Annotated in this window: 21 protein-coding genes and 1 pseudogene; 11 read left to right on the top strand and 11 right to left on the bottom strand. The window is 70.0% G+C overall.

From position 1 onward, the window contains the following. Nucleotides 1-24 precede the first annotated feature (24 nt). Nucleotides 25-1,038, bottom strand: a complete 1,014-nt coding sequence (locus QH470_RS21865; RefSeq protein ID WP_280274213.1) for a methyltransferase — start codon at nt 1,036-1,038, stop codon at nt 25-27. 273 nt (nt 1,039-1,311) lie between these two features. On the opposite strand from QH470_RS21865, the gene QH470_RS21860 reads away from it, so the two are divergent. Further along, nucleotides 1,312-2,877 (top strand): AMP-binding protein, encoded by a 1,566-nt coding sequence (locus tag QH470_RS21860; RefSeq protein ID WP_280274212.1) that lies wholly within the window; start codon nt 1,312-1,314, stop codon nt 2,875-2,877. Nucleotides 2,878-2,890: 13 nt separating this feature from the next. On the opposite strand, the gene QH470_RS21855 is transcribed toward QH470_RS21860, so the two are convergent. Continuing rightward, complete coding sequence (locus QH470_RS21855) at nt 2,891-4,393, bottom strand: long-chain-fatty-acid--CoA ligase (RefSeq protein WP_280274220.1); 1,503 nt, start codon at nt 4,391-4,393, stop codon at nt 2,891-2,893. Between the two features lie 169 nt (nt 4,394-4,562). On the opposite strand from QH470_RS21855, the gene hemA reads away from it, so the two are divergent. Continuing rightward, a complete protein-coding gene (hemA, locus tag QH470_RS21850; RefSeq protein ID WP_280274211.1) occupies nt 4,563-5,780 on the top strand; it encodes a 5-aminolevulinate synthase in 1,218 nt (405 codons plus the stop codon). Nucleotides 5,781-5,787: 7 nt separating this feature from the next. Here the strand turns inward: hemA and QH470_RS21845 are convergent, their stop codons facing one another. The 4 genes from QH470_RS21845 to kynU all read right to left on the bottom strand — a co-directional run bounded on the left by QH470_RS21845 (nt 5,788) and on the right by kynU (nt 9,834). Further along, the gene (locus QH470_RS21845; RefSeq protein WP_280274210.1) at nt 5,788-6,828 is read right to left on the bottom strand and encodes a methyltransferase; all 1,041 of its coding nucleotides are present in this window, start codon (nt 6,826-6,828) and stop codon (nt 5,788-5,790) included. Between the two features lie 23 nt (nt 6,829-6,851). Further along, the gene (locus QH470_RS21840; RefSeq protein ID WP_280274209.1) at nt 6,852-7,697 is read right to left on the bottom strand and encodes a tryptophan 2,3-dioxygenase; all 846 of its coding nucleotides are present in this window, start codon (nt 7,695-7,697) and stop codon (nt 6,852-6,854) included. After that, nucleotides 7,694-8,329 (bottom strand): DUF6875 domain-containing protein, encoded by a 636-nt coding sequence (locus QH470_RS21835; RefSeq protein ID WP_280274208.1) that lies wholly within the window; start codon nt 8,327-8,329, stop codon nt 7,694-7,696. Before QH470_RS21835 ends, QH470_RS21840 begins: the two co-directional genes overlap by 4 nt. A gap of 266 nt (nt 8,330-8,595) precedes the next feature. Further along, nucleotides 8,596-9,834: a kynureninase gene (kynU, locus tag QH470_RS21830; RefSeq protein ID WP_280274207.1), complete on the bottom strand. Its 1,239-nt coding sequence runs from the start codon at nt 9,832-9,834 to the stop codon at nt 8,596-8,598. A 153-nt stretch (nt 9,835-9,987) separates the two neighbouring features. Between kynU and QH470_RS21825 the strand changes: the two genes are divergently transcribed. Continuing rightward, nucleotides 9,988-10,824, top strand: a complete 837-nt coding sequence (locus QH470_RS21825; RefSeq protein WP_280274206.1) for an alpha/beta hydrolase — start codon at nt 9,988-9,990, stop codon at nt 10,822-10,824. Between the two features lie 105 nt (nt 10,825-10,929). Here QH470_RS21825 and QH470_RS21820 read toward each other — a convergent pair whose 3' ends face one another. Beyond that, a complete protein-coding gene (locus QH470_RS21820) occupies nt 10,930-11,751 on the bottom strand; it encodes a crotonase/enoyl-CoA hydratase family protein (protein ID WP_280274205.1) in 822 nt (273 codons plus the stop codon). A gap of 276 nt (nt 11,752-12,027) precedes the next feature. On the opposite strand from QH470_RS21820, the gene QH470_RS21815 reads away from it, so the two are divergent. The 7 genes from QH470_RS21815 to QH470_RS21785 are packed head-to-tail and all read left to right on the top strand — an operon-like array spanning nt 12,028 to nt 19,154. After that, nucleotides 12,028-13,272: a beta-ketoacyl-[acyl-carrier-protein] synthase family protein gene (locus QH470_RS21815; RefSeq protein WP_280274204.1), complete on the top strand. Its 1,245-nt coding sequence runs from the start codon at nt 12,028-12,030 to the stop codon at nt 13,270-13,272. After that, nucleotides 13,269-14,405 carry a beta-ketoacyl synthase N-terminal-like domain-containing protein gene (locus QH470_RS21810; RefSeq protein WP_280274203.1) on the top strand — a complete coding sequence of 379 codons (1,137 nt, stop codon included), beginning with the start codon at nt 13,269-13,271 and terminating at the stop codon, nt 14,403-14,405. The genes QH470_RS21815 and QH470_RS21810 overlap by 4 nt, the downstream gene beginning before the upstream one ends. Beyond that, nucleotides 14,402-15,547 carry a beta-ketoacyl synthase N-terminal-like domain-containing protein gene (locus QH470_RS21805; RefSeq protein ID WP_280274202.1) on the top strand — a complete coding sequence of 382 codons (1,146 nt, stop codon included), beginning with the start codon at nt 14,402-14,404 and terminating at the stop codon, nt 15,545-15,547. Before QH470_RS21810 ends, QH470_RS21805 begins: the two co-directional genes overlap by 4 nt. Next, a complete protein-coding gene (locus tag QH470_RS21800; RefSeq protein WP_280274201.1) occupies nt 15,544-16,386 on the top strand; it encodes an alpha/beta fold hydrolase in 843 nt (280 codons plus the stop codon). Before QH470_RS21805 ends, QH470_RS21800 begins: the two co-directional genes overlap by 4 nt. Then, nucleotides 16,383-17,369 (top strand): hypothetical protein, encoded by a 987-nt coding sequence (locus tag QH470_RS21795; RefSeq protein ID WP_280274200.1) that lies wholly within the window; start codon nt 16,383-16,385, stop codon nt 17,367-17,369. The genes QH470_RS21800 and QH470_RS21795 overlap by 4 nt, the downstream gene beginning before the upstream one ends. A gap of 25 nt (nt 17,370-17,394) precedes the next feature. Further along, entirely contained in the window at nt 17,395-18,453 is a 1,059-nt protein-coding gene (locus QH470_RS21790; protein WP_280274199.1) for a beta-ketoacyl synthase N-terminal-like domain-containing protein, read from the top strand. Continuing rightward, nucleotides 18,450-19,154, top strand: a complete 705-nt coding sequence (locus tag QH470_RS21785) for a 2-hydroxychromene-2-carboxylate isomerase (protein ID WP_280274198.1) — start codon at nt 18,450-18,452, stop codon at nt 19,152-19,154. The genes QH470_RS21790 and QH470_RS21785 overlap by 4 nt, the downstream gene beginning before the upstream one ends. A gap of 14 nt (nt 19,155-19,168) precedes the next feature. Here QH470_RS21785 and QH470_RS21780 read toward each other — a convergent pair whose 3' ends face one another. The 4 genes from QH470_RS21780 to QH470_RS21765 all read right to left on the bottom strand — a co-directional run bounded on the left by QH470_RS21780 (nt 19,169) and on the right by QH470_RS21765 (nt 22,622). Then, entirely contained in the window at nt 19,169-19,834 is a 666-nt protein-coding gene (locus QH470_RS21780; protein ID WP_280274197.1) for a class I SAM-dependent methyltransferase, read from the bottom strand. Between the two features lie 131 nt (nt 19,835-19,965). Further along, nucleotides 19,966-20,889, bottom strand: coding sequence for a beta-ketoacyl synthase N-terminal-like domain-containing protein (locus QH470_RS21775; protein ID WP_280274196.1), 924 nt, complete (start codon nt 20,887-20,889; stop codon nt 19,966-19,968). Then, nucleotides 20,886-22,064 carry a beta-ketoacyl synthase N-terminal-like domain-containing protein gene (locus tag QH470_RS21770; protein WP_280274195.1) on the bottom strand — a complete coding sequence of 393 codons (1,179 nt, stop codon included), beginning with the start codon at nt 22,062-22,064 and terminating at the stop codon, nt 20,886-20,888. Before QH470_RS21770 ends, QH470_RS21775 begins: the two co-directional genes overlap by 4 nt. Nucleotides 22,065-22,067: 3 nt before the next feature. Beyond that, nucleotides 22,068-22,622 (bottom strand): acyl carrier protein, encoded by a 555-nt coding sequence (locus QH470_RS21765; RefSeq protein ID WP_425302744.1) that lies wholly within the window; start codon nt 22,620-22,622, stop codon nt 22,068-22,070. A 175-nt stretch (nt 22,623-22,797) separates the two neighbouring features. Between QH470_RS21765 and QH470_RS21760 the strand changes: the two are divergent. Continuing rightward, nucleotides 22,798-22,934: pseudogene (locus QH470_RS21760) on the top strand (ABC transporter permease); the annotation flags it as partial.

Below are 22,934 nucleotides of genomic sequence, written 5' to 3'. Positions count from 1 at the left end.
TCGTCGTTGCCCGCCGGATCGCGCTCAGGCGAGCCGGGCCACCATGATCGAAACCGCCGCGGGCGTGGGCTCGACCCGTTCGACCTCGAATCCGGCGGCCGCCAGCAATTCCCGGTGCTCCCGCTCGGTGCGCTCCTTGCCGCCGAACAGGGCCAGCAGATTCAGGTCGGTCAGGAAGCCCAGATTCGGCGCGTTGCCCTCGGGCAGCAGGATCTCGATGATCAGCAGCCGGCCCTCCGGCGACATCGCCTGCTTGATGTTGCCGAGAATGGTGCGCGCCTCGTCGTCGCTCCAGTTGTGCAGCACGTGCTTGAGAATGTAGGCGTCTCCGCCGGACGGGACGGCGTCGAAGAACGATCCGGCCGTGATGGTGCAACGGTCGCCGAAGGCGCTCAGCCGCTCCCGCGCGCCGTCGACCACCGGCGCCGTGTCGTACAGCACGCCCCTCGAATCCGGTGTCCGGGTGAGGATCTCGCCGAGCAGCCGCCCGTTGCCGCCCCCGACGTCGACGATCACCGGATACGGCGAGAAGTCGTGGGAGGCCAGCACCGCCCGCAGCGTCAGCCCCGACACGCTGGTCTGCGAGTCGTCGAACACCTTGCCGAAGTCCGGATTGCTGCGGGTGAATTCGAAGAACGACATACCGCGCAGCCCCGGCACCACAGCCGTTCCTGTACGCACCGCCTCGTCCAGGTGAGACCAGTGTTCGCGGTGTTCCGGCGAGCCGATGAACAGCGACCACCGCCGGATCGACACCTCGGCGTCGGAGCGCAGCGGGTCGGACAATTCGTTGAGGGCGAAGCGGCCGTCCGGCTCCATCCGGAAGACCCCGCGGCTGGACAGCAGCCGGAGCAGCCGGAAGGTGGCGTCGGCGTCGGTGTCCGCGCGGGCGGCGATCTGCGCGGCGTCCAGCGGACCGGCCGCCAGCACGTCGGCGATGCCGAGCTTGGCGGCGACATAGATCGCCTGCGCGAACGAGCCGTTGCCGATCATCTCCATGAGCGCCATCGGCGCCGGGACCTGCGGGACGGAATTCACGGCGGACCTCCCTCGAACGTGCGGGTACCACGACAATGCGCCCCGGGATCCCCCGCCGACCGGGATCGGCTCGCCCACAGGTTCTTTCACATTGTTCGGGCTCCACAGTAGCGGAAGACGGCATTCCGGAGAAGGGCGTCGAGCCGTCGGCACAACATTCTTCGAAACGCGGTGAGAATGTTTCGATGGCCCCGGCCGCACACGTCTTCTACGATGAGCGAGGCGGGGCGCCGCCCGCACCGCACTCATCCGGCCGGTAGACGGGAGCACCAGATGCCCAGGCCAGCAGCCCATTCCGCGACGCACAGCGGCTCCGATCAGTATGTATCGAAGATCCTGTCCGCATTGTCGGACCGGCCCGACGACATTGCGATCGGCCGGCCCGGCGGCGGCTACACCCGGCGGCAATGCGCCGACGCCATTGTCTCGGCGGCCGGTGCGCTGGCCCGGTCCGGCATCGGCCCCGGCCACACGGTCGCGGTCCTCGCGGACTCGAACAGCCCGATCATGCTGTTCGTACGCTACGCCGCGAATCTCGTCGGCGCGGCCGTGGTCTATCTGCGCTCCACCAACGCGGCCAGTTCGCTGGAACCGCTGCCGGACGATCAGCAGCTCGGCATCCTCCGGGAGACGGGCGCGAGCTTCCTCGCCGTCGACGCCGAGCATCTCGAGCGCGCGCGGCGGCTGCGCGCGGCGCTGGACCACCGCATCGACCTCGGAGCGTACGGCGGCGGGCACGACGCGGTCGATCTCGCGGCGGACGACCCCGGCGCAGCGCCCGACGCTTTCCCGGCGGCCGCCGACGATCTGGCCGTGATCACCTACACCACGGGAACCACGGGCCGCCCCAAAGGTATCTGCCGGTCCTACCGGGCCTGGCGGTATGCCGTCGAGACGATGCTCGGCGACGAACACACCAACATGCTCGTGACCACACCGCTGAGCCACACCGTGGGTCCCATCGCCGACGCCGTGCTCACCGCGGGCGGACGGCTGCACGTGCTGGCGGGTTTCGAGCCGGGTGCGGTACTGCGCGCGCTCGCCGCGCATCGCATCACCCGGGTCTTCTGGGCGACACCGCAGGTGTATCAGGTGCTCGATCATCCCGATCTGCCCGCCACCGACCTGTCGAGCCTGAATACGCTGATGTACGGGGGCATTCCGGCCTCGCCCGAGCGCTTGGCGCAGGCCGTCGGCGCGCTCGGCCCGATCCTGGTGCAGTCCTACGGCACCACCGAATGCTGGGAGATCGGCCGGTTGGAGCGCGAGGACCACACCGACGCGCGCCGCCGCGGTTCGGTCGGCCGGCCGTCCTGGCAGGCGCGCGTGGCGGTCCGCGATCCCGATACCGGCCGCGACCTGGCGGCCGGGGAGATCGGCGAGATCTGCGTCAGCTCGCCCGGCATTCTCACCGAGTACTTCCGTGATCCGGAACGCACCGCGAACACGCTGCGCGGCAACTGGTTTCACACCGGAGACCTGGGCCATGTCGACGCCGACGGCTACCTGTACCTGGTCGACCGGCTGCAGCATCGCATCAAGTTCGACGGCGTGAACGTCTATCCCGCGGAGGTGGAGAAGACACTGCTCACCCATCCGGCGGTCGCGCAGGCGGCGGTCTTCGGCGCGCCGGACGCCGATCGGGTGGAACGGATCCACGCGGCCGTGGTGCTCAAGCCGTCGGCCGCCGCCACCGCCGAGGCGCTGCGCGACCATGTCCGGGACCGGATGTCGCCGCGGCACGCGCCCGCGATCGTGCAGTTCCGCGGCGAGTTGCCGGTCATCGGCTCCGGCAAGATCGACAAGCAGCTGCTGCGGAGCGAGGCCGCCGCGCCCTGACCGCCGCGAGTGATCAGCCGATCCGCGCGGCCAATTCGCGTTTGAGCACCTTCCCGCTCGGCCCCAGCGGGAATTCGTCGACGAACACCACGCGCCGCGGATACTTGTAGGCGGCCAGCCGATTCCGGCTCCACGCGACGATCTCATCGGCCGCCTCACCGGCCGCGGCCGCGCCGCCCCGGGCGATCACGACGGCGCAGACTTCCTGGCCGAGCCGCTCGTCCGGCACGCCGATCACCGCGACCTGCGCGATCCGCGGGTGATCGATCAGCACGTCCTCCAGTTCGCGCGGATACACGTTGTACCCGCCGCGCAGGATCATGTCCTTCTTGCGGTCCACGACGACCAGATAGCCGTCCTCGTCCTTGCGGCCCAGATCGCCCGAACGGAACCAGCCGTCGACCAGTACCTCCGCGGTGGCGTCGGGCCGGTTCAGGTAGCCGGCCATGACATTGTGCCCGCGCACCACGATCTCGCCGACCTCGCCGTCGGGCAGCAGTTCGATCCGCCCGTCCAGGTCGCTGCGCGCGATCTCCACGCGCACGCCCCAGATCGCACGTCCGACGGTGCCCGGCTTCACCGGCGTGCCCGGAGCGTTGTAGGCGACGACCGGTGAGGTCTCGGTCAGTCCGTAGCCCTCGTAGATCTCGCAGCCGAAGACGGATCGGAAGCGTCGCAGGGTCTGCGGGGACAGCGGCGCGCCGCCGCAGTAGGCGCGGTCGAGCGCGGATTCGACGCCCGCGCCCGCCGCGTCGAGCAGGGCGAAGTACATCGTCGGCACCCCCATGAACACCGTGCAGCGTTCGGCCGCAAGCAGTTCGAGGGCGTCGGCGGCGTCGAACCGCGGCATCAGCACCAGTGTCGCCCCGGCCCGGAAACACACGCACATGCCGCAGATCTGGCCGAAGGTGTGGTGCAGCGGCAACGCGCCCAGCAGCACGTCGGCCGGGCCGAACGCGAACGGGGACAGCATGGTGACGGTGACGTTGGTGACGAGATTCGCGTGGGTGAGCAGGACGCCCTTGGGGTGGCCGGTGGTGCCCGACGTGTAGAGCACGACCGCGACCTCGTCGCCGTCGGTACGTACGTAATCGGCCGCGGCGCCACACTTCGGCTCATCGATCTCCGGTGTCTGCGCGAACTCGATGATCTCGACGCCCGCCGCTCCGCCGGCGTCCTCGGCGCTCGGGCGCAGCGCCGGCTCGGACACCAGGGCCGCCGCCGCGCAGTCGCGCAGCAGGTAGGCGATCTCCTCCGCCCGCAGCAGAATGTTGACCGGCACCACGGCGGCGCCTGCCGCGAGAATGCCGAAATAGGCCACCGGGAATGCTGGCGTATTGGTCAGCAACAATGCGACGCGGTCACCTCGGCCGAGGCCCCGGGCACGCAGCCGTTCGGCGAACCGCATCGCCCGCGCCCACAGCGCCCGGTAGCTCACTCGCGCATCTCCGCACACCAGAGCGGTGTCTTCGCCTGCCCGGCTTGCTGTTTCGGCCAGCACGGCCGCAACCGACATCTCCACGACAGCCTCGGATCGTTCGGGGGGGGGCGACTACACAAACATTCCCGCATCATCTTGCCGGAAAATGTCGCTCGCCGCTAATGTGGTGAATGCATTGCGCCGCCCGGCGAGCGCTCGTTTCGTCGTTCGCGTCCGCCACCAAGCAGAGAGTGACTCGATCGCCATGACACAACTGCTCGAATTCTTCTCGCGCGAGGTGGCGCAGCTCGGCGAAGGCCGCCGCCACTTCCTCGAAATCAGCCGCCGCGCAGGCCATTTCCCCAGCGCCATCGCCCACGGCGCGGCCGAGAGCGGCGAACGCGAGGTCAGCGTGTGGTGCAGCAACGACTATCTGGGCATGGGTCAGGCCCCGTTCGTGCTGGACGCGGTCAAGGCCGCGGTGGACCGCTACGGCGCCGGTTCGGGCGGATCGCGAAACATCAGCGGCACCAACCGGTATCACGTGCTGCTGGAGCAGGAGCTGGCGGCCCTGCACGGCAAGGAATCCGCATTGTTGTTCAGCACCGGATACACCGCCAACGACGGCGCGCTGTCGGTGCTGGCCGGCCGCACCCGAGACACGATCGTCTTCTCCGACGAGAAGAATCACGCCAGCCTCATCGACGGTATCCGGCACAGCCGCGCCGACAAACACGTCTTCCGGCACAACGACACCGCGCACCTGGCCGAGTTGCTCGCCGCGGCCGATCCGGCCCGCCCCAAGCTCATCGTGTTCGAATCGGTGTACTCGATGGACGGCGATCTCGCGCCCCTGGCCGAGATCGCGGAGCTGGCCCGGCGTTTCGGCGCGACCACCTACATCGACGAGGTGCACGCGATCGGCATGTACGGGCCGCGCGGCGCCGGAATCGCCGCCCGCGAGGGCCTGGCCGACGAGTTCACGGTGGTGATGGGCACGCTGGCGAAGGCGTTCGGCACGATCGGCGGGTACGTCGCCGGTCCCGCGCCGCTCATCGAGGCGGTGCGCGCGTTCTCGCGGTCGTTCATCTTCACCACCTCGCTGCCGCCCGCCATCGCCGCGGGCGCGCTGGCCGCCGTCCGCCATCTGTCCGGCTCCGAGGTCGAGCGCACCCGGCTGCGCGCCAATGCCCAACTGCTGCACCGGCTCCTGAACGGGCACGGCATTCCGTTCATCTCGCCGATGTCGCACATCGTGTCGGTGTTCATCGGGGACGAGCGGCTGTGCCGACGGGCGTCGGCGCTGCTGCTGGAGCGCTACGGCATCTACGTCCAGCCCATCGACGCGCCGAGTGTGCGGCCGGGCGAGGCGATCCTGCGCGTCGCCCCGTCGGCCACCCATGACACGACCGATGTCGAGAAGTTCGCTGCCGCGCTCGACGACATCTGGCGCGAGCTGGAGATTCCGCGCGCCGCCCGCTGAACCGGCCTCAGCGGTACCCCGCGATGACGCCGTGCGGCGTCCACGAGGCGCCGCGAATCTCCCTCACCCGGCCGAAGCCGTTGTCGGCTAGCCATTCCCGATACGCGCCCCACGGGTACAGGGTGCTCTGCGCGAACGGCAGCGTCGCGAAATACACATTGTCCAGGCCGGCGTAGAGCGGTCCGCGCCCGTCGTCGTCGGACATGGCGTTGAAGATCAGCACCCGGCCGGCCGGCGCCAACGCGCGGTACGCCTTTCCCAGCAGCGCCCGGTTCTGCTCGGGCGACCAGATCACCAGCTGGTGGGCGAACAGCACGTCGTCGTGGCCCGGCGGATAGTCGTCGGCGAAGATGTCGGCCGCATGCGTGCCGATGCGGTCGGACAGGCCCGCCTGTGCGATATTGCGGCGCGCGATCTCGAGCGCGGGCGCGCGGTCCAGCACGGTGACGCGCAGGTTCGGGTGCGCGCGCGCCAGCGCGATGGCGTTGACGGCGTCACCGCCGCCGACATCGAGAATGCTGCGGTCACCCGGATAGTCGACGTGCCGCACCAGAACCGGATTGGACAGCTCCGACCACGAATGCATGCAGCGGTAGAACAGATCCTCGAGGCCGGGCACATTGGCCAGCCGCGAGTACAGGTCCTCGGTGTCGCCCGGGAAGTGCCGGATGCCGACATTCCGGTCCTGTCGCAGGGATTCGGCGTAGTCCGAGGCCGGGAGATAGGACACCCGCGCCTGGAACTCGATGATGTCGCGGATGATCGGCCACTGCCCGGCGGTGAACACTTCGGCGATCGCCGGGCCGTTGCGGTAGCGGTCGCCGGATTTCTCGGTCAGCCGCAGCGACGTGGTGCCCAGCAGCAGCAGGTCGGCGGAACGCGCACCGAGGCCGAGGGATTCGGCGATCCCCGCCTTCGTCAGCTCGCCCTTGGCATCGAGCAGCTCGAACAGGCCCAGTTCGGCGGCCGCGTTGAGTTGCTGAAACGCCGCGTGGCCGAACAGCACCGGCACCAGGTCCGGCAGCGCGGACCGATCGTCGTGTACCACGGGGGTTCTCCTCTCGCCTTCGATCACAGCCGGGTGCGCATCGACCACAGCTCGGGAAAGAACCGATGCTCGCTGACCGCACGCAGCCAGTCCACCCCGTCGGTGCCGCCGGTGCCCGGCTTGCGTCCGAGTTTGCGCTCCACCACCAGCAGATGCGTTGCCCGCCACTGGGAGAACTGAAACGCGACCTCGGTCAGCAGCTCGGCGACACGATACTCGTCCGGGTGGGATCGGGGCGCGCGGTAGATCGTCAGCCACACGTCCTCGACGGCCGGGTCGGGGGCGTACTGCTCGCGAAAATCACGCGTACACAGCGATTCCGGCACCGGGTGCCCGCGCCGGGCCAGATAGCGCAGCGTCTCGTCGTACAGGCTCGGAGCGGACAGTTCGGCACGCAGGTCCGGATACCGGTCGGCCTGGGCCGAGGCCGTCCCGACCATCGCGGGATTCTTGTTGCCCAAGGCGAATTCGAGCGTGCGGTACATGAACGACTGCACCCCCGACGCGTCGCCGAGAATGTCCCGGAAGGCCAGGAACTCGTCGGCCGAGATCGCGTTGATGCCCTCCCAGGTCGTCACGAGAATGCGCTGCGAGCGAACGGTCCGCTCCAGCGCGCGGCAGGCCTGGTCCACATCACCGGCCCGCAACCGGTCCCGGGCCTGGTCGACGTCGACGTAGACCATGCGGAACAGCAGCTCCTTGACGTGGCTGAGCAGAATGAACGACAGCTCCTGCGCGGATTCGGTCCGCGGCGCGGCCAACTCGTGCAACCGGTCCATCCGCGCGTAGGTCACGTACCCGGGCGCCGGGGGCGGCTCGACGCCTCCCGCGACGGGGCAGGTGAGCGGCCGTTCCAGGTGCTCGGTCATGCGAATTCTCCTTCGGGGCGGGCATATCGCCGCAGCGCGGATTCGAACAGCTCACGAAAATGGCGGTCCAGCCGGGAACCGTCGGAGTAGCGGTGGCCGAACGCGCGCCGGTAGTGGTCGAACCAGTCCCGGTCGTGGTGCAGGAACAGGATGTCGTGCACGGCCATGTGCCGGACGGCGTACAGCGGATAGGGTGCGCGGTTGACCGGGAACAGCGGATTGCGCACGGCGGGCTCCTCGCAGCGGGGGTGGAATTGCCCGAGCATCAGCCCCTGCCGGATCACGGTGTCCTTGGCCACCCGGTGCCCCTCGTCGATGAGGCCGAAATGCCGTTCCGGCAGGCCCGCGATCACGACCACCAGGGCGTGCAGCTTCCGGTTCGGCGAACTCGCCTCGGTCTGCCGGAATCGTCGCACGATATCGCCGATCAGCGACACCATCCGGTCGGTCTCGTGCGGCGCCTGCCAGCGATGCATCAGCACCGACAGGGCCCCGGCGCGCACCGCGGGCTGGACGAACGGGCACACCGGACCGTCGCGGCCCAACTGCGGATGCGGGCGGCTCACCACCGTGCCGAGCCATGCGGACACGGTGCGCTCGATGTCCTCGTCGGGTTCGGACAGGCCACCCACCACGGCTTCCCGCCCCTCATACGGCGCGGCGGCAGGCATTGTTTGCGGGCCGCGCATTGTTTGCGAACATCGACAACCGACCTTTCCGATCGACCGGGCTCCGACATTTCCCGAAAGGGCCCGATTGACATCCTAGGTCGGCATCGGCCGGGCTGTCACCTGGCACAGACAATGCGATCTCGAGCCGTGCGCGCTCGCGGCCGTCGTGTCGGAGGTTGTCTAATACCTTGTGCCAGCGGTTCTTTCGTCGGGCACGGCCGTATCGGTCACGTGATCAGCCGCCGGACCGCGAAACGTTCGTCCCGGTAGCAGCCCGATCGAACAATGTCGCGCAGCTCGTCCGCGACGCGGTGCACGTCCCGGAACGACACGTAGAGGGCGTTGAATCCGAATCTGAGCAGATCCGGCGGCCGCATGTCGCCGATGACGCGTCGCTCGAGCAGCGCGGTGATCATTTCGTAGGCCGCCCGGTGCCGCAGCGCCACCTGACTACCGCGCCGCCGGTGTGCGCGCGGCGTGACGACCTCGAAGGTGCCCTCGGACACCAGATCCGCGACGCAGTCCAGGAAGAAGTCGCCGAGAGCCAGGCTTTTCGCGCGCACCTCGGCGAGATCGGCCTTGTCGAAGACGTCCAGGGCGCTGTCGAGGGCCAGCAGCGACAGCACGTGCGGAGTGCCGATCCGGGTGCGGGAGATGCCGTCCGCGGGCCGGAACTCCGGCTCCATCGCGAACGGCGCGGCGTGCCCGTGCCACCCGGTCAGCGGCGGCTCGTAGGCGTCCTGGTGGCGGCCGGCGAGGTAGACGAAGGCCGGGGCGCCGGGACCGCCGCCGAGATATTTGTAGGTGCAGCCCACGGCGAGATCGACGCCGTCGTCGTCCAGGGCGAGCGGTACCGCGCCGGCCGCGTGGCACAGATCCCACACCGTCACCGCGCCCGCCGCGTGCGCCGCGGCGGTCACCTCGGCCACGTCCCACAGTTCACCGGTGCGATAGTCCACCGCCGGGACCGCGACCACCGCGACCTGCCCGGACCAGTGCCTCACGGTGGCGGTCACCTCGGCCGCGGGCACGGCGATCACCCGCATTCCGAGCAGCCGCGCCACCGAATCCGCCAGGTAGCGGTCGGTCGGGAAATGTCCGGCGTCGGTGACGATCACCTCGCGGCCGGGCCGTAGCCGCGCGGCGCCCGCGAGCGCGTTGAACAACTGCACCGAGGTCGACTCGCCGACCGTCACCTGTCCCGGCGCCGCGCCGATCAGACGGCCGATGCGGTCACCCACCCGCAGCGGCGCGGACCACCAGTCGTGCTCGGTCCAGGCGCCGATCAGCGAGTCCCCCCATTCCCGCGTCAGCACCTGCGACAGGCGGTCGGGAATGTGCGCGGCCAAGGCGCCCAGCGAATTTCCGTCGAGGTAGACCGTATCGGCGGGCAGCCGGAAGAACTCGCGCAGCGGGCCGAGCGTATCGGCCGCGTCGAGCTGTTCGGCCTCGTCGGATGTCGGCATCGTGCACACCTTTCCGTACCCGGTGGGCCTGTCGCCCGGCGCTGAGAAATCGGTTCCCCCGACCATTATGTGCAATGATGGGAGCCGTCACCAGCATTTGCGGAGACCCCGGGGACGCATTCCCGGCCGCCCGTTGCGATCCGGAGCCGCGTCATGGACCACCCGCTGTCGCGGGACGAACTCGATCGCGAGTACTCGCCCAGTTCCGTTGCCCCGCAGTATTTGTCGATCCTTCGTAGCTATCGCCTGCGCAGTGAGTCGGCGCGGGAGCGCCACCGGCACGACGCCGATGTCCGCTACGGCCCGGAGCCCGCCGAGACATTGCAGTTCTTTCCGCCCGCCCGCGGCCCCGCGCCGGTCCACGTCTTCGTGCACGGCGGCCATTGGCAGGAATCGAGCAAGGAGGACGCGTGTTTCGCCGCTCCCGCATTCCTGCGGGCCGGTGCGGCATTCGCCGCGCTGGGTTACGGGCTCGCGCCGCAGCGCACCCTCGGCGACATGGTGCGCTCGGTGCGCCGCGGAATCCGATGGCTCGCCGACCACGCCGCCGCCCTCGGTATCCGGCCCGGCGGCATCTACCTCAGCGGCAGCTCGGCCGGGGCACACCTGGTGGCCGCCGCGGTGGCAAGCAACAGCGGCGACCTCGCCCCGGTCGCGGGAATCACGCTGCTGAGCGGCGTCTACGACCTGGAGCCGGTGCGGCACAGCTACGTCAACGACCTGGTCGGCCTGACCCCCGCCGACGTCCACGCCTACAGCCCGATCCACCACCTGCCACTCCGCACCCCCCGAATCCTGGTAGCCCGCGCCACCGCAGAGACCAGCGAATACGCCCGCCAACAGCAAGAATTCGTCCGATCCCTACGAGCCGCCGCACAACACTGCAACGACCGAATATTCCCCAACCGCAACCACTTCGACCTCCCCCTCGACCTAGCCGACCCCGCCACACCCCTAGGCCGCGAGGTCCTCACCCAAATGCACCTCTAACACCGCACCCCTCCCCACACCCACGCCCTACCCTCCGCCAACACCTTCCGCGCTCTCACCACCACCTCACCCATCGGCGGGTGCCTGCGCTGCACGCCGGTGCTTTTACTGCCCCGTGAAGCGGGGCTCGCGGCCGGCTGCGAGGGCGGCCAGGGCCTCGGACAGGTCTTCCGAGGGGAGGAAGGCTGAATTCCAGGCCGCGACATAGCGTAGGCCGGCTGCGATGGCGTCGCGTTGGTCGTGCTCGACGACCTCTTTGATGCCCTGGACGACCAAGGGGGGATTGGCCGCGATTTCCCGGGCGGTGGCGCGGGCTCGGCGTAATACCGCTACCGCGTCGGGCTGCACCTCGTTGACCAGGCCGATTCGTTCCGCGTGGGACGCGTCGATTTCTCGGCCGGTGTAGGCGAGTTCACGGAAATGGCCCTCGCCGATGATCCGCGGCAATCGTTGCAGGGAGCCGACATCCGCGACGATCGCCACCTTCACCTCGCGGACGCTGAACTTCGCGTCGGCGCTGGCGTACCTGATGTCGGCGGCGGCGATCAGGTCCACGCCCCCGCCGATGCAGGCCCCGTGCACCGCCGCCACCACCGGTTTGCGGCAGGCGGCGACGGCGCTGACGGCCTGCTGCATCTCGCAGAGCGTGCGATGGAAGCGGGTGCGCCGCGCGGCCGCCGAGCCGTCCGCCAGCACCTCGTCGAACACCGGCCGCATCGCCCGCAGGTCCAGTCCCACCGAGAAGTTGCGGCCCGCTCCCGTGACCACGATCGCACGCACCTGCGGATCGGCGTCCAGCTCGCCGAACAGCAGCGGCAGCTCGCGCCAGAAGTCCGGGCCCATCGCATTGTGTTTGCCGGGGCCGGTCAGGGCCACCTCGGCAACCTGCTCGGCGATCCGGACCGTGAACGCCTTCCATTCGGTCATCAGGGCTGCCCTTCCTGGCCGGACTCGCGAAACAATGCGCATTCCTCGGGCAGCCTACCGGTATGGACGGCGACGACGCCCGGATGTGACAATGTTACGGGTGTCCGACCGATGGTTCGACTACATTCCTCTCGACCTACCTGGCGGCGCTGATGCACTGCGTGCCAACCGAATACGCATTGACGGAGATGGATGTAGAGTTTCCGGGTATCGTCGGATAAATGTCGATCGATCACGTGCCCGGGGCCGTGTGGACGCAGAAATGGTGGTGATCACGTGCCTGTCGACGACGAGGACCGGGTGGTCGTCACCGGGCTCGGCCCGATCAGCAGTGTCGGCATCGGCGCCGCGGAGTTCCTGGCGGCGCTCGCGGCGGGCCGTTCCGGTGCGCGACCGATCAGCAGCTTCGACACGACCGGGTTCGCCCACAGCACCGGCTGCGAGGTCACCGGTTTCGACCCGGCGCCCTATCTGACCGGACACGAGCCCGGCGAACTCGGCCGCGCGACCGCGTTCTCCGTGGCCGCGGCCGCCATGGCGCTCGCCGACGCCGGCCTGACCGTCGCCCGATTACGCGAACTGCCCAGCGCCATCGCCATCGGGACCACCGACGGCGAATCGCGTGATCTCGATCTGCTCGTCGAATCGTGGCTGCGCACCGAACCCCGGCTGCTGCCCGGCGAGATCGCGGCCCGGGTGCCCGCCGCCCGGCTGTCGGCCGCCGTCGCCGAGGAATTCGGGTTGTCCGACACCGAAGCGGTGACCCTGCCGACGGCGTGCGCGGCCGGCAACTACGCCATCGGCTACGGCTGCGACGCCTTGCGCAGCGGCGAGGTCGAGGTGGCGCTCGTCGGCGGCGCGGATGCCATCTGCCGCAAGACCTTCGCGGGATTCTACCGGCTGGGCACCATCGCACCGCGGCACTGCCGCCCGTTCGACAGTGCGCGCCAGGGCATCCTGACCGGCGAGGGCGCCGCCGTCCTCGTCCTCGAACGCCGGGACCGCGCGCTGGCCCGCGGTGCGCGCGTCTACGCCGAGGTCCTCGGGTACGGCTTGAACTGCGACGCCGACCATCCGGTGGCGCCCAACCGGGCGAGCGTCGCCCGCTGCATCACCCTCGCCCACGCCAACAGCGGAATCACCCCCGGCGACGTGGATTTCATCTCCGCGCACGGCACCGGCACGAAAGCCAACGACGTCACCGAGGCGGCCGCGATTCGCGAGGTGTTCGGCGCGCACCCGCCGCCGACGATCTCCACCAAGTCGATGATCGGGCACACCATGGGCGCGGCCAGCGCACTGGCCGCGGTGGCCTGCTGCCTCGCCCTGACCCATCAATTCATCCCGCCCACCATCAATCACGAGCACACCGACCCGGAATGCGGTGGCCTGGACTGTGTTCCGAACCAGGCCCGCCCGGCAGCGCTGCGGGTGGTGCAGAACAACGCGCTCGCCTTCGGCGGCAACAATGCGGTGCTGGTGCTGGCCGCGCACGGCGGCACCGGACGGGAGGCGTCGTGACCGTGGCCTCTACCACGCCGGTGATGATCGCGGGAACCGGCGCCATCGCCAGTATCGGCACCGATGCCGCCACCCTCTACGAGAACCTCTGCGCGGGGCGCTCCGGGCTGGCGCCACTGCGGCGGTTCACGCCGGAATCTCACATCTCCCGGCACGCCTACGAAATCGACGACGGAGGGCATCCGTCCGGCGATATCGGGCGGTGGCTGTGCGCGGCGATCGCCGAGGCCACGGCCGCCGCAGGACTCACCGAAGCCGAGCTCACCGCCGTCCCGGTTCTCGTCGGCACCGGACTGCGCGCGCTGCGCCGCGCGGAGGTGTGGTGGACCGGCGGTGCGACGCTGTCCGCGCCCGACCTGCATTTCGGCCCGGTGCTGCGAGAACGGTTCGGCTGCACCGAGGTACACACGGTCAACAACGCGTGCTCGGCGGCGCTCTACGCGCTCGGGCTGGGTGCCGATCTGCTGGCCTCGGGCGCGCACGACACCGTGATCGTCGCCGGAGTGGACACCGTCACCGAGAGCATGTTCGGACTTCTCGACCGCGCCAACGGATTCGGCGTGGACCGAGTGCGGCCCTTCGACGCCGACCGGCGCGGCGTCCTGATGGGCGACGGGGCGGCGGCGGTCGTGCTGCGGCGGCACGGACCGGCACGGGCATTGCTGCGGTCGGTCGCATTGAACTGCGACGCGGGCCATGTCACCGCGCCCGACGGCACCGGGATCCGGGCGGCCATGCGGGACGCGCTGACGCGCGCCGGAATCGCGCCCGAACAGGTCGGCGTCGTCTTCGCACACGGCACCGGCACCCAGCTCAACGACCGCACCGAGGCCGAGGCGCTGGCCGAGATCTTCTGCACCGCACCGTGTTCGGGACCCTTGATCACCGCGATCAAGTCGATGATCGGCCACACCTCCGGCGCGTCCGGGCTGCACAGCCTCGTCGTCGCCGTCGAGACCCTGACACACGGTGTCGTCCCGCCGATACTCGGTTTGGCGACCCCCGCGGCCGAGGCGAGCACGCTGCGGTTGTGTGAGCAGGCGACCGCGGCGGCCGGAATCACGGTGGCACAGGTGGATGCGTTCGGCTTCGGCGGCGTGAACGCCGTCGCCCTCGTGGAAGCGGCGTCATGAGCGGGCGCGCGATGCGGGACGACGACGCACCGATCGCTATCACCGGCGTCGGTGTCGCCTCGGACCGGCATCACAGCGCGGACGATCTGCTCGATCCGGCGGCGCGAGCGCCCGGAGATGCCGCCGACCGGCTGCGGCGGGAACTCGGCCGCGGGTTCCGCTACAAGGATCGGGCAACGAAACTCGGTGTGCTGGCGGCGATTCGAGCCCTGCGCGACAATGGGCAGGACAGCCCCGCGGCAACCACCGGCGTCGTGGTGAGCAGCAATCTCGGCAATCTGCAAACCGTGTGCGACACCGCGCAAGTGATCCACGCGCAGGGCGCGGGCGCGACGAGCCCGATGGATCTCCCGAACGCCTCCAGCAATGTGATCGCCTCCACCATCGCCATCCACCTCGGCCTGCGCGGACCCAACGTGACACTCTGCAACGGCGCCCCGTCCGGCCTCGACGCACTGCGCTGGGCCACGGTCCTGCTGCGCACCGGCCGCGCCCGCCGGGTCGTGGTGGTCGGCACCGAGTCGGCCTCCGAAGCCGCCGCGGCCCTGCAGAATTGCGCCCCCGACCACCTGTTCGACGGCGCCGCCGCCCTCATCGTCGAACATCCCACCACAGCCGGCGCCCTGCACGTCCACCAATGCTGCCGCGGCCCCGACCCAGCCGAAGCAACCGCCCGAGCCCTAGCCGCATCCGGCAACCCCCCGATCAACCTCTGGCTCGAAACAACCCGAGCCTCCACCGATCCACAGAACCCATCGAAGGACTCACGGCCCAACACCGCCTACACATCCACCCGGCCAACCACCGATCCCGGCGAACCACCCACAGGCCCAAGACCCCGCACCAGCCGCACCGCCACCCGAGCAACCGCCGTTGACGGTGACCCACCGATCGACCGCACCCCCACCGATCCCGCGAATCCATCGGATGGTCCACGGTCCCGTGCCGGGAGGACGGTCGCGGGGGCGGTGGTCGATGCCGAGGAGTATCTCGGCCGGGCCGGTGGCGCACTGGGTGTGGTGCAGGTGGTGATCGCGCACCGGTGGCTGGTCCGGCATGGTGGCACGGCCGCCCTGGCCGTCGCGGGCAATGCTGTGGAGGGGGCGGCCGCTGTGGTGCTGTCTCGCGAGGAGGCGTCGTGACGCAGCGGCCCGTCGTACCGATCACCTTGCGCCGCCGGGCAATCGACGGTCACGCGCCGGTGCGCATGCTGTTGCTGCACGGGATGGGAGGCGGCACGAACAATTGGAATGCGCTGGCGCCGCATCTCGATCCGGCCGTGGAAGTGTGGGAGGCGGCGCTGCCGTGGGCCGCCACCGCGGACCCCGCCTGGGCGCTCGATCGCGACGCCGCGATCTGGATCCAGCGTGCCCTCGCGCAGTGTCCCGGGGGCACGCCGGATGTGGTTGTGGCCCATTCGTTCGCCGCCAATGCGGTGCTCGAACTCATGGATCGGCGCGGCAGTGGCTGGGAACCTGCCACGGTGCTGCTCGCGCCGTTCTACCGCGCCGATGTCAGCGAATTCGAGTGGGACAGTGTGCGGTACTACTTCGACGGCTTCCGCGCCATGCTCGACCAGGGTGTCGCCCTCACCCTCGGCGACCGCGTCGACGCCGGCCTGCGCGCGGACATGGTCGAGCGCATGTGCACTTGGATGGGCCCCTACACCTGGCTGCGATTCTTCGACACGTATCTGCGCACCCCGACCCTGCGCCTCGCCGAGATCGCCTCTCCCACACTGCTGATCGGCGGCGCGCACGACCCGGGCGCGTTGCCCGCCGGCGTGCGCGCGCTGGGCGCCGCGCTCCCCCGCACGGAGACCGTCATCCTCGACGACACCGGTCATTTCGCGATGGCCGAGCGGCCCGCGGAGGTGGCCGCGACGGTCAACGACTTCGTGTACCGCACCGCATCCCGCGCCCGTCCCCGCGTACGCCACCCCCGGCCGCATCCCGCCGATCCCCCAGGAGTCGCCTCATGACCAGCCAATTGCTCAGCGCGCCGACACTGTTGCGCGAATCGACCACGCACCACCTGCGCCCGCGCTACGAGGGCGCCAACATCTGCACCTGGATCGGCTTCAAACACGTCAACTATCTCGTCGAAGAGGCCGTGCTGGCGCATTTCCGGGAACTGGGCCTCTCGGCGCGAACACTGTACGAAACCCACGGGCTCTGTGTGGAATTCGTGGATCTGGACACCCGAATCGGGTCGGCATTCCATCTGGACGACGAAGTGATCGCCGAGGTGTCCGCCGCCAAGCAAGCCGCGCCGGACGAGCTGCGGTTCGCCGTCGTGCTACGGCACCGGCGCGACGGTCGCGCCGTCCGGGCCGCGAGCGCCACCGTCACCGTGGCGCTGCGCACCGATCTGCGGGGCGGCCCTCCGGCGGCGCCTGTACCCCCGCAACTGACCCCGTTCGTCCGGCCCGACCTACGCCGGACGCTGCCGGACACCCTGCCGCTGCCGGAGATTCGGCGCGGTTCGCTCGGCCGCGGCGGCGTCGGCGGCGACGAGGTACTACGGGAACTGACCCGCGGCACGAACGGCTTCGCCTGGCGGTGGCGCATTCCCTACCCCTACTGCCATTTCACCGAGCGCCTGCAGATGTCGGGGTACCTGCGCCAGATGGAGGAGGTCGTGGACCTGTTCCTGATGTCGCGCGGCGTCTCGATCAAACGACTGCTGGACGAACAGAACTGGATTCCGGTCGTGCCGCGATCGACTATCTCGATCACCGACGAGGCGCTCATGGAGGAGGACCTGTATACCGTTTTCACCGTCGAGGACATCTTCAAGCGCGCCACCTACACCGCACGGATGGACTGCTACGTGCTGCGCGACGACGCCCTCCTCCGCACGGCGACCGGGCGAATCACGCATGGCTACGCCGTAATTCACGACCGCACCGACTGGTCGCTGGTCGACTTCGACGACCGGTTGCTCACCGCGCTGCGCGGCTGACCGGCACCGTGCCCAGGAGGAGCCGATGACCTCGACGCTGGCGATCACCGGATGGTCGGTGATCTCCCCGTACGGCCCGGGCGGCGAGGCGTTCGCCCGGGGCATCACCGAACGGCGCAGTGCCCTGCGCCCGCAGCGTGACGGCGAACCCCTGCCGCAGCCGCTGATCGGCGCGATCGACGACTTCGAGACCCGAACCCACCTGGGCCGCAAGGGCACCCGCTCGATGGACCGCGCCACAGGGCTCGCCGTGGCGACGGTCGGCATGATGCTCGGCGCGCACCCCGTCGACCCGCAGACGGCCGCCGGCACCGCCCTGGTGCTCGGCACGACGACCGGCAGCGCACGGTCGATGATGGAGTTTACCCGCGACTCGCTCACCCAGGACAAGCCCTATCACGTGGACCCGTCCCACTTCCCCAACACCGTGATGAACTGTGCCGCAGGGCAATGCGCCATCTGGCACGGGATCACCGGCCCGAACGCGACCATCTCCAGCGGCCGCGCGACGGTGCTCGCCGCGCTCAACTACGCCCGCCGCCTGCGCCGCGGCGGGCACGCCACGACAGTGCTCTGCGGAGCGGTCGAGGAGCTGTCCGAACACCGCGCCTGGCTGGAATGGCACGGCGCGGCGGACCCGGCCCGGCGCTCGCGGCCCCTGGCCGAGGGGTGCGCGATTTTCCTGCTGGAGCCCGCCGACACCGCGCGAGGCCCGGTGCTCGCCGAGATCCTCGCTGTCGCATTCCGGCGCGGGACTCCCGCAGCCGCCCCCGAGTCGGCTCGCTCGGCGGTCCGGGCCTGCCTGTCCCGTGCGGGTGTGGATCCGAGCGAGGTGTGGGCGATAGCGCAGGAGAGCGATACCGATTCCGGCACAATCGATATCGACAGCGCGCAAACACCACGGCATATCGCCGTCACCGATCTGATCGGTGACATGGGCGCGGTATCCGCCGGAATGCAACTCGCCGCCACCCTCACGCACGCGCGCGCGGAGGACGCGGTCGGCCGGGTCGCGATCCTCGTGACCGGGGACGACGACGGTTCGGTGACGGCGCTGGCGCTCAGGATCGGTGATCCGCGATGAGCGCCCACCGACGCCGGGCCCCGCGCTTCTACTTCAATCTCCGCAGTCCGTATTCCTGGCTGGCCGTCTGCGATCTGGACCGTCGGTATCCCGATGTGGCACAGGCGATTCAGTGGCGTCCGTTCTGGGAGCCCGGACTTCGTGACCAGAAGTGGCTGACCGCGGCGGGCGGGTCGTTCCCGTACTCACCGATGACGAAGGACAAACATCTCTACATTCTCCAGGACGTCAAGCGGCTCGCGGCGGACCGGGGTCTCGCGGTGCGGTGGCCGGTCGACGTCGCTCCCCGGTGGGAGGTGGCCCACCATCCGTATTTCATCGCGCGTCGGCACGGCCGGGAACTGGACTATGTCCGTGCCCTCGGCCGCGCGAGATGGGAACGAGGCGAGGACATCTGCGATATCGAGGTGGTCGCGGCGGTGGCGAGCGAGCTGGGACTGACCACCGAGGAGGTGCGCGGTGCGGTGGACGCGGAGAGTATCCGGGAGGAGGCCACCACGGCGCTGCTGCACCTGGATCGCGACGGAGTATTCGGGGTGCCGTTCTTCATTGCCGGGCCCGAGAAGTTCTGGGGCATCGACCGGCTCCCGCGCTTCGCCGATGCCGTGCGGTCGGCCGGGGCGGCCGCCGCGCCGCTGCCCGAGGGCGCGCCCGCGGCAATGCCCCGCTTCGACGACGGTCACGCCGGTGGGTGCGGTTGAGCGCACCGCTCGGGCTACGCGGGTTTGACGGCGACGACGCACCCCGTCCAAGGTTTGAAGAACGTGAATTCGACGTTCTCCGAGCCGAGTTCGTGCAGTGGCTCCACGTATCGGCGCGGATCGATCGCCTGCATCACCGCGGCGCGACGGCGCCCGTAGGCGGTGCGTTCCTGCGGGTGCAGGTCGGCGATCAGCAGCCGCCCGCCCGGACGGACGACCCGATACAGCTCGGCGACCGTGGGTATGCGCTCCTCCTCGGGTAGGTGGTGCATGGCGAATGTCGTCGTGACGACGTCGTAGGCCCCGTCCGGCGCGTCGATGGATTGCGCGTATCCGACCCGGAATTCGCAGTTCGGTGTGCGGCGGCTCTTCTTGGCGGCGTACCGGACCATCGGCTCGGACGGATCCAGACCGACCACCCGGCCTTGCGGCCCGACCCGTTCGGCGAGCTGCCGCACCAGGAACCCCGGGCCCGCGCCCACGTCCAGGATCTGGTGACCGGCGGCCGCGCCGCTCTTCTCGACCAGGGCGCGGTCCAGCTTGCCGCGTCCGCCGAAGAAGAACATCGTGATGATCGAGTTGTAGACCCGTACGTGGGTGACGAGTTCGCCCGCGTACTTGCGCGATGCCGGCGGGACGGCCGGTCTTTCCTGCGACGAACGCGTTTCGTTGGATGACATAGAACAACGATAGCCGATCGAACGCATTCATAGAGGTGTGGCAAGAAATATTCTTCGACGGCTCACTCGAGCGACACCTACCACCAATAATGCTGTAGCGCACAGTATTTCACTAAGACGTGAATGCGCCTTCAAGCTACCGGAAGCGTGCGCTCGATCCGTGTCACAACAATGTTGCCCGCGCTCGACGCGGCAACGCACAATGACACCGGCGGCCCGTCCGTCAGACCGGCGGCCACCTGCACCATCGGCTCCAGGCACCCGGACCGGGCGGCCACGACCGCGGTCTCCGGCCCCAGCGCCCGCCGCACAGCCCGGCCGACTCTCGAGTCGTCCACCACCGCACCGACGGGCACCGCGGCATCGCGCACGCCCAGCCGGCCGAGCAGCTCACCGGCGCGGTCCGAATCGGCCTCGTCCGGCGGCAGGAAGCCCGAGACCGACGCGCACCGCCCGTACCAGCCCGCTCCCCGGACGGCCGCGAGCCCGGCCGGTTCGACGACCAGCACCACCGATCCCTCTTCGGAGCGCGCGGCGCCGGGCTCGTCCTCGTCCACCGGACCCTCGGTGGCGCCGACCAGCATCCACTGCGCCCGCTCCGGCGTCAGCGACAGCGCACCGAGGTGCAGCGCCTCCACCCCGGCGACATGCGGGCTGGTGAACGTGAGCGTGAACGCCGTCAGCTCGTGTTCGATGGCGAGCTGACCCGCGACGAGATTGATCGAGAAGAATGTCGCGGTCATCGGGCTCAGCTCGTGCGCGCCCGCTCCCACGATCGTCCGGTCCATCTCCGAATGCCACACCGACCCGGCGCTATTGGTTCCGACGGCCGCCGAACGCAGCGAGGACGCACAGTCGGGCGGCCCGCCCGCGTCCGCCACCGCCCGCCGCGCCGCGGCCAGCAGATAATGGCACGCCGGAGGGAAGTATTTGTAGCCGCGGCGACCGAGGTCAGTTCTGTAGTCGAACCACGGCGTCCCGGCCGCGCTGCCCCGCGGACTGACCACGCCGATGCCGGTGACGACCGGATCGTCCGGCGCGAACGTGGTGGTCATGCTTCCGCCAGCACGAGTGACACATTGTTGCCCCCGAAGCCGTACGCGTTCACCAGGATCGACGGGTTGGGCAGCCGCTCCTGCCGCAGTGGCAGCCACACCCGGCACTCGGGATCCTGTTGCCCGATCGGCGGATTCGGCGGGATGGTTCCGTGCTCGAGCATCAGGGCCGCGGCCACGGCCGCGAAGGCGCCCGCCGCGCCGCCGGTGTGGCCGGTCAGACCTTTCAGGCTGTATATCGGTGTGGTGGGAGCGTCCGCGCCGAGCACTCGCTCCAGTGCCCGCGCCTCGATCGCATCGTTGAGCGTGGTGCCGGTGGCGTGCGGGATGACGCAGCCCACCGCGGCCGCCGAGATCCGCGCCGCCGCGAGGGCCGCGGTCATCGCCCGTTCGATCCGCGTGCCACCTGGCTCGGGCGCGTTGAGATGGAAACCGTCACTGCTCCAGGCACTTCCGGCGAGCCGGGCATAGACCCGCGCGCCCGATCGGCGGGCGGCCCGCGCGGCGGATTCGACCACGAGCATCGCGGCGCCCTCCCCGAAGATGGTGCCCTGCCGCTCGCTGTCGAACGGCCTGCAGCGGACGGGATCGACGGCGGCGAGCCGGTTGAAGCACCCCATCGACGTACGGTGATAGGTCTCCACGCCGCCCGCCACCACCACATCGGCCTGCCCGGACCTGACGAGGTCCGCGGCGAGCGAGAGTGCGTAACCGCCTGCGGCACAAGCATTGCTGACGCTGATATTGGGGCCGCGCGCGGGCAACTCGGACCCGACCGCGGCGGCGACGGAGAAGGTCGGCACCCAGGCGTCGGTGTCCGGGAAGCCCTCGGTCCGCCACCGCTCGTGCAGCCGCCAATCGCCGAAACCGGTGCCGACGACCACAGCCCGCCGGTCCGGGTCGGTCTCGGCCGCACCCGCGTCATCGAGCGCCTGCGCGGCGGCGTCGATCGCCAGGCGTCCGGCGACGCCGATCGGCAGCTCACCGACAGCGTCCGGTCCGCCGCCGACCGCTTCTCCCGGCACCGCATACAGTTTGCGATGCGTCATGCGCGCGTGCTCGTCGGTGATCGGCACCGGCTCGCTGACTCCCGCGGCCATTGCCGTCCAGAGCGTGTCGACGCCCCGGCCGAAGCAGGAGACCGCGCCGAGCCCCGTGATCACGATGTCGTCCATGCGCTACCCCGCCTCGTCGTCACGCTCAGATGCCAGGGCGAGGGCCACGAGATCGGCGGTGCCCAGGGTGTCGACGGCCGAATACGCGTCCGGGTCCGGCTCGTCGGCCGGTTCCCGCGCGAGTTCGCGCAGCACGTCGAGGATTCCGGCCGCGCGCAACCGTGCGATCGGCACGGTCTGCAAGGCCCGGCGCAGTTCCGGATCGTCGGTCGTGGGCGCGGCGGACGGCCCGGCGCCGGGGAAGAACTGCGCCAGGACGTGGGCGGCCAGCGCGGCCGGGGTCGGGTAGTCGAACAGCAGGGTCGGCGAAAGCCGCAGTCCCGTGGCGGCATTCAGGCGATTGCGCAGTTCGACGGCGCTGAGTGAGTCGAAGCCCATGTCCTTGAAGTTCTGCTCCCCGTCGACCGCGGCCGCGCTGTGATGTCCCAGCACCAGCGCGATCTCGGCGCGCAGGACGTCGAGGACGACGCGGGAGTGGTTGCGGGCCGGGGTTTCTCGCAGTCGGCGAGCGAGACCGTCAGCCGCCCGGGTGGTGTCGCGGGTAGCCGTGACGATCATGTCGGACAGCACCGGCGCGAGCTGTCCGGCCTGTGCACGGGCACGGAGCGCGGCGGTGTCCAGCCGCGCCGCGACGACGCGGTCGGGTCCCTGCTCGAGCGCGGCGTCGAGCATGGCCAGCGCATCCGCCGTGGACAGGGCCACCAGCCCGTCGCGGTGCATGCGCGCGGCGTGGGGCGCGCCGCGGCTGTTCGACCGGGTGGGGATCAGCATGCTCGGCATCCTGCCGTTCATCGTGATGTTCCTGATCACCGCCATCGCGATGCAGCGCGAGCGCACGTCGGGAACCCTGGAGCGGCTGATGACGACGCC

Origin of the sequence: Nocardia wallacei (assembly GCF_029868745.1) — a bacterium.
In the GTDB taxonomy this organism is placed as follows: Bacteria; Actinomycetota; Actinomycetes; order Mycobacteriales; family Mycobacteriaceae; genus Nocardia; species Nocardia wallacei_B.
Note: the sequence above shows the minus strand (reverse complement) of the source record. Positions and strands in the feature narration are given on the sequence as shown.

What these genes read in the sequence shown, in the direction of transcription:
- QH470_RS21860 (WP_280274212.1), top strand. Translation starts at nt 1,312, where the DNA reads ATGCCCAGGCCAGCAGCCCATTCCGCGACGCACAGCGGCTCCGATCAG.
- QH470_RS21855 (WP_280274220.1), bottom strand. Translation starts at nt 4,393, where the DNA reads ATGTCGGTTGCGGCCGTGCTGGCCGAAACAGCAAGCCGGGCAGGCGAA.
- hemA (WP_280274211.1), top strand. Translation starts at nt 4,563, where the DNA reads ATGACACAACTGCTCGAATTCTTCTCGCGCGAGGTGGCGCAGCTCGGC.
- QH470_RS21840 (WP_280274209.1), bottom strand. Translation starts at nt 7,697, where the DNA reads ATGACCGAGCACCTGGAACGGCCGCTCACCTGCCCCGTCGCGGGAGGC.
- kynU (WP_280274207.1), bottom strand. Translation starts at nt 9,834, where the DNA reads ATGCCGACATCCGACGAGGCCGAACAGCTCGACGCGGCCGATACGCTC.
- QH470_RS21825 (WP_280274206.1), top strand. Translation starts at nt 9,988, where the DNA reads ATGGACCACCCGCTGTCGCGGGACGAACTCGATCGCGAGTACTCGCCC.
- QH470_RS21820 (WP_280274205.1), bottom strand. Translation starts at nt 11,751, where the DNA reads ATGACCGAATGGAAGGCGTTCACGGTCCGGATCGCCGAGCAGGTTGCC.
- QH470_RS21805 (WP_280274202.1), top strand. Translation starts at nt 14,402, where the DNA reads ATGAGCGGGCGCGCGATGCGGGACGACGACGCACCGATCGCTATCACC.
- QH470_RS21795 (WP_280274200.1), top strand. Translation starts at nt 16,383, where the DNA reads ATGACCAGCCAATTGCTCAGCGCGCCGACACTGTTGCGCGAATCGACC.
- QH470_RS21790 (WP_280274199.1), top strand. Translation starts at nt 17,395, where the DNA reads ATGACCTCGACGCTGGCGATCACCGGATGGTCGGTGATCTCCCCGTAC.
- QH470_RS21785 (WP_280274198.1), top strand. Translation starts at nt 18,450, where the DNA reads ATGAGCGCCCACCGACGCCGGGCCCCGCGCTTCTACTTCAATCTCCGC.
- QH470_RS21780 (WP_280274197.1), bottom strand. Translation starts at nt 19,834, where the DNA reads ATGTCATCCAACGAAACGCGTTCGTCGCAGGAAAGACCGGCCGTCCCG.
- QH470_RS21775 (WP_280274196.1), bottom strand. Translation starts at nt 20,889, where the DNA reads ATGACCACCACGTTCGCGCCGGACGATCCGGTCGTCACCGGCATCGGC.
- QH470_RS21770 (WP_280274195.1), bottom strand. Translation starts at nt 22,064, where the DNA reads ATGGACGACATCGTGATCACGGGGCTCGGCGCGGTCTCCTGCTTCGGC.
- QH470_RS21765 (WP_425302744.1), bottom strand. Translation starts at nt 22,622, where the DNA reads ATGATCGTCACGGCTACCCGCGACACCACCCGGGCGGCTGACGGTCTC.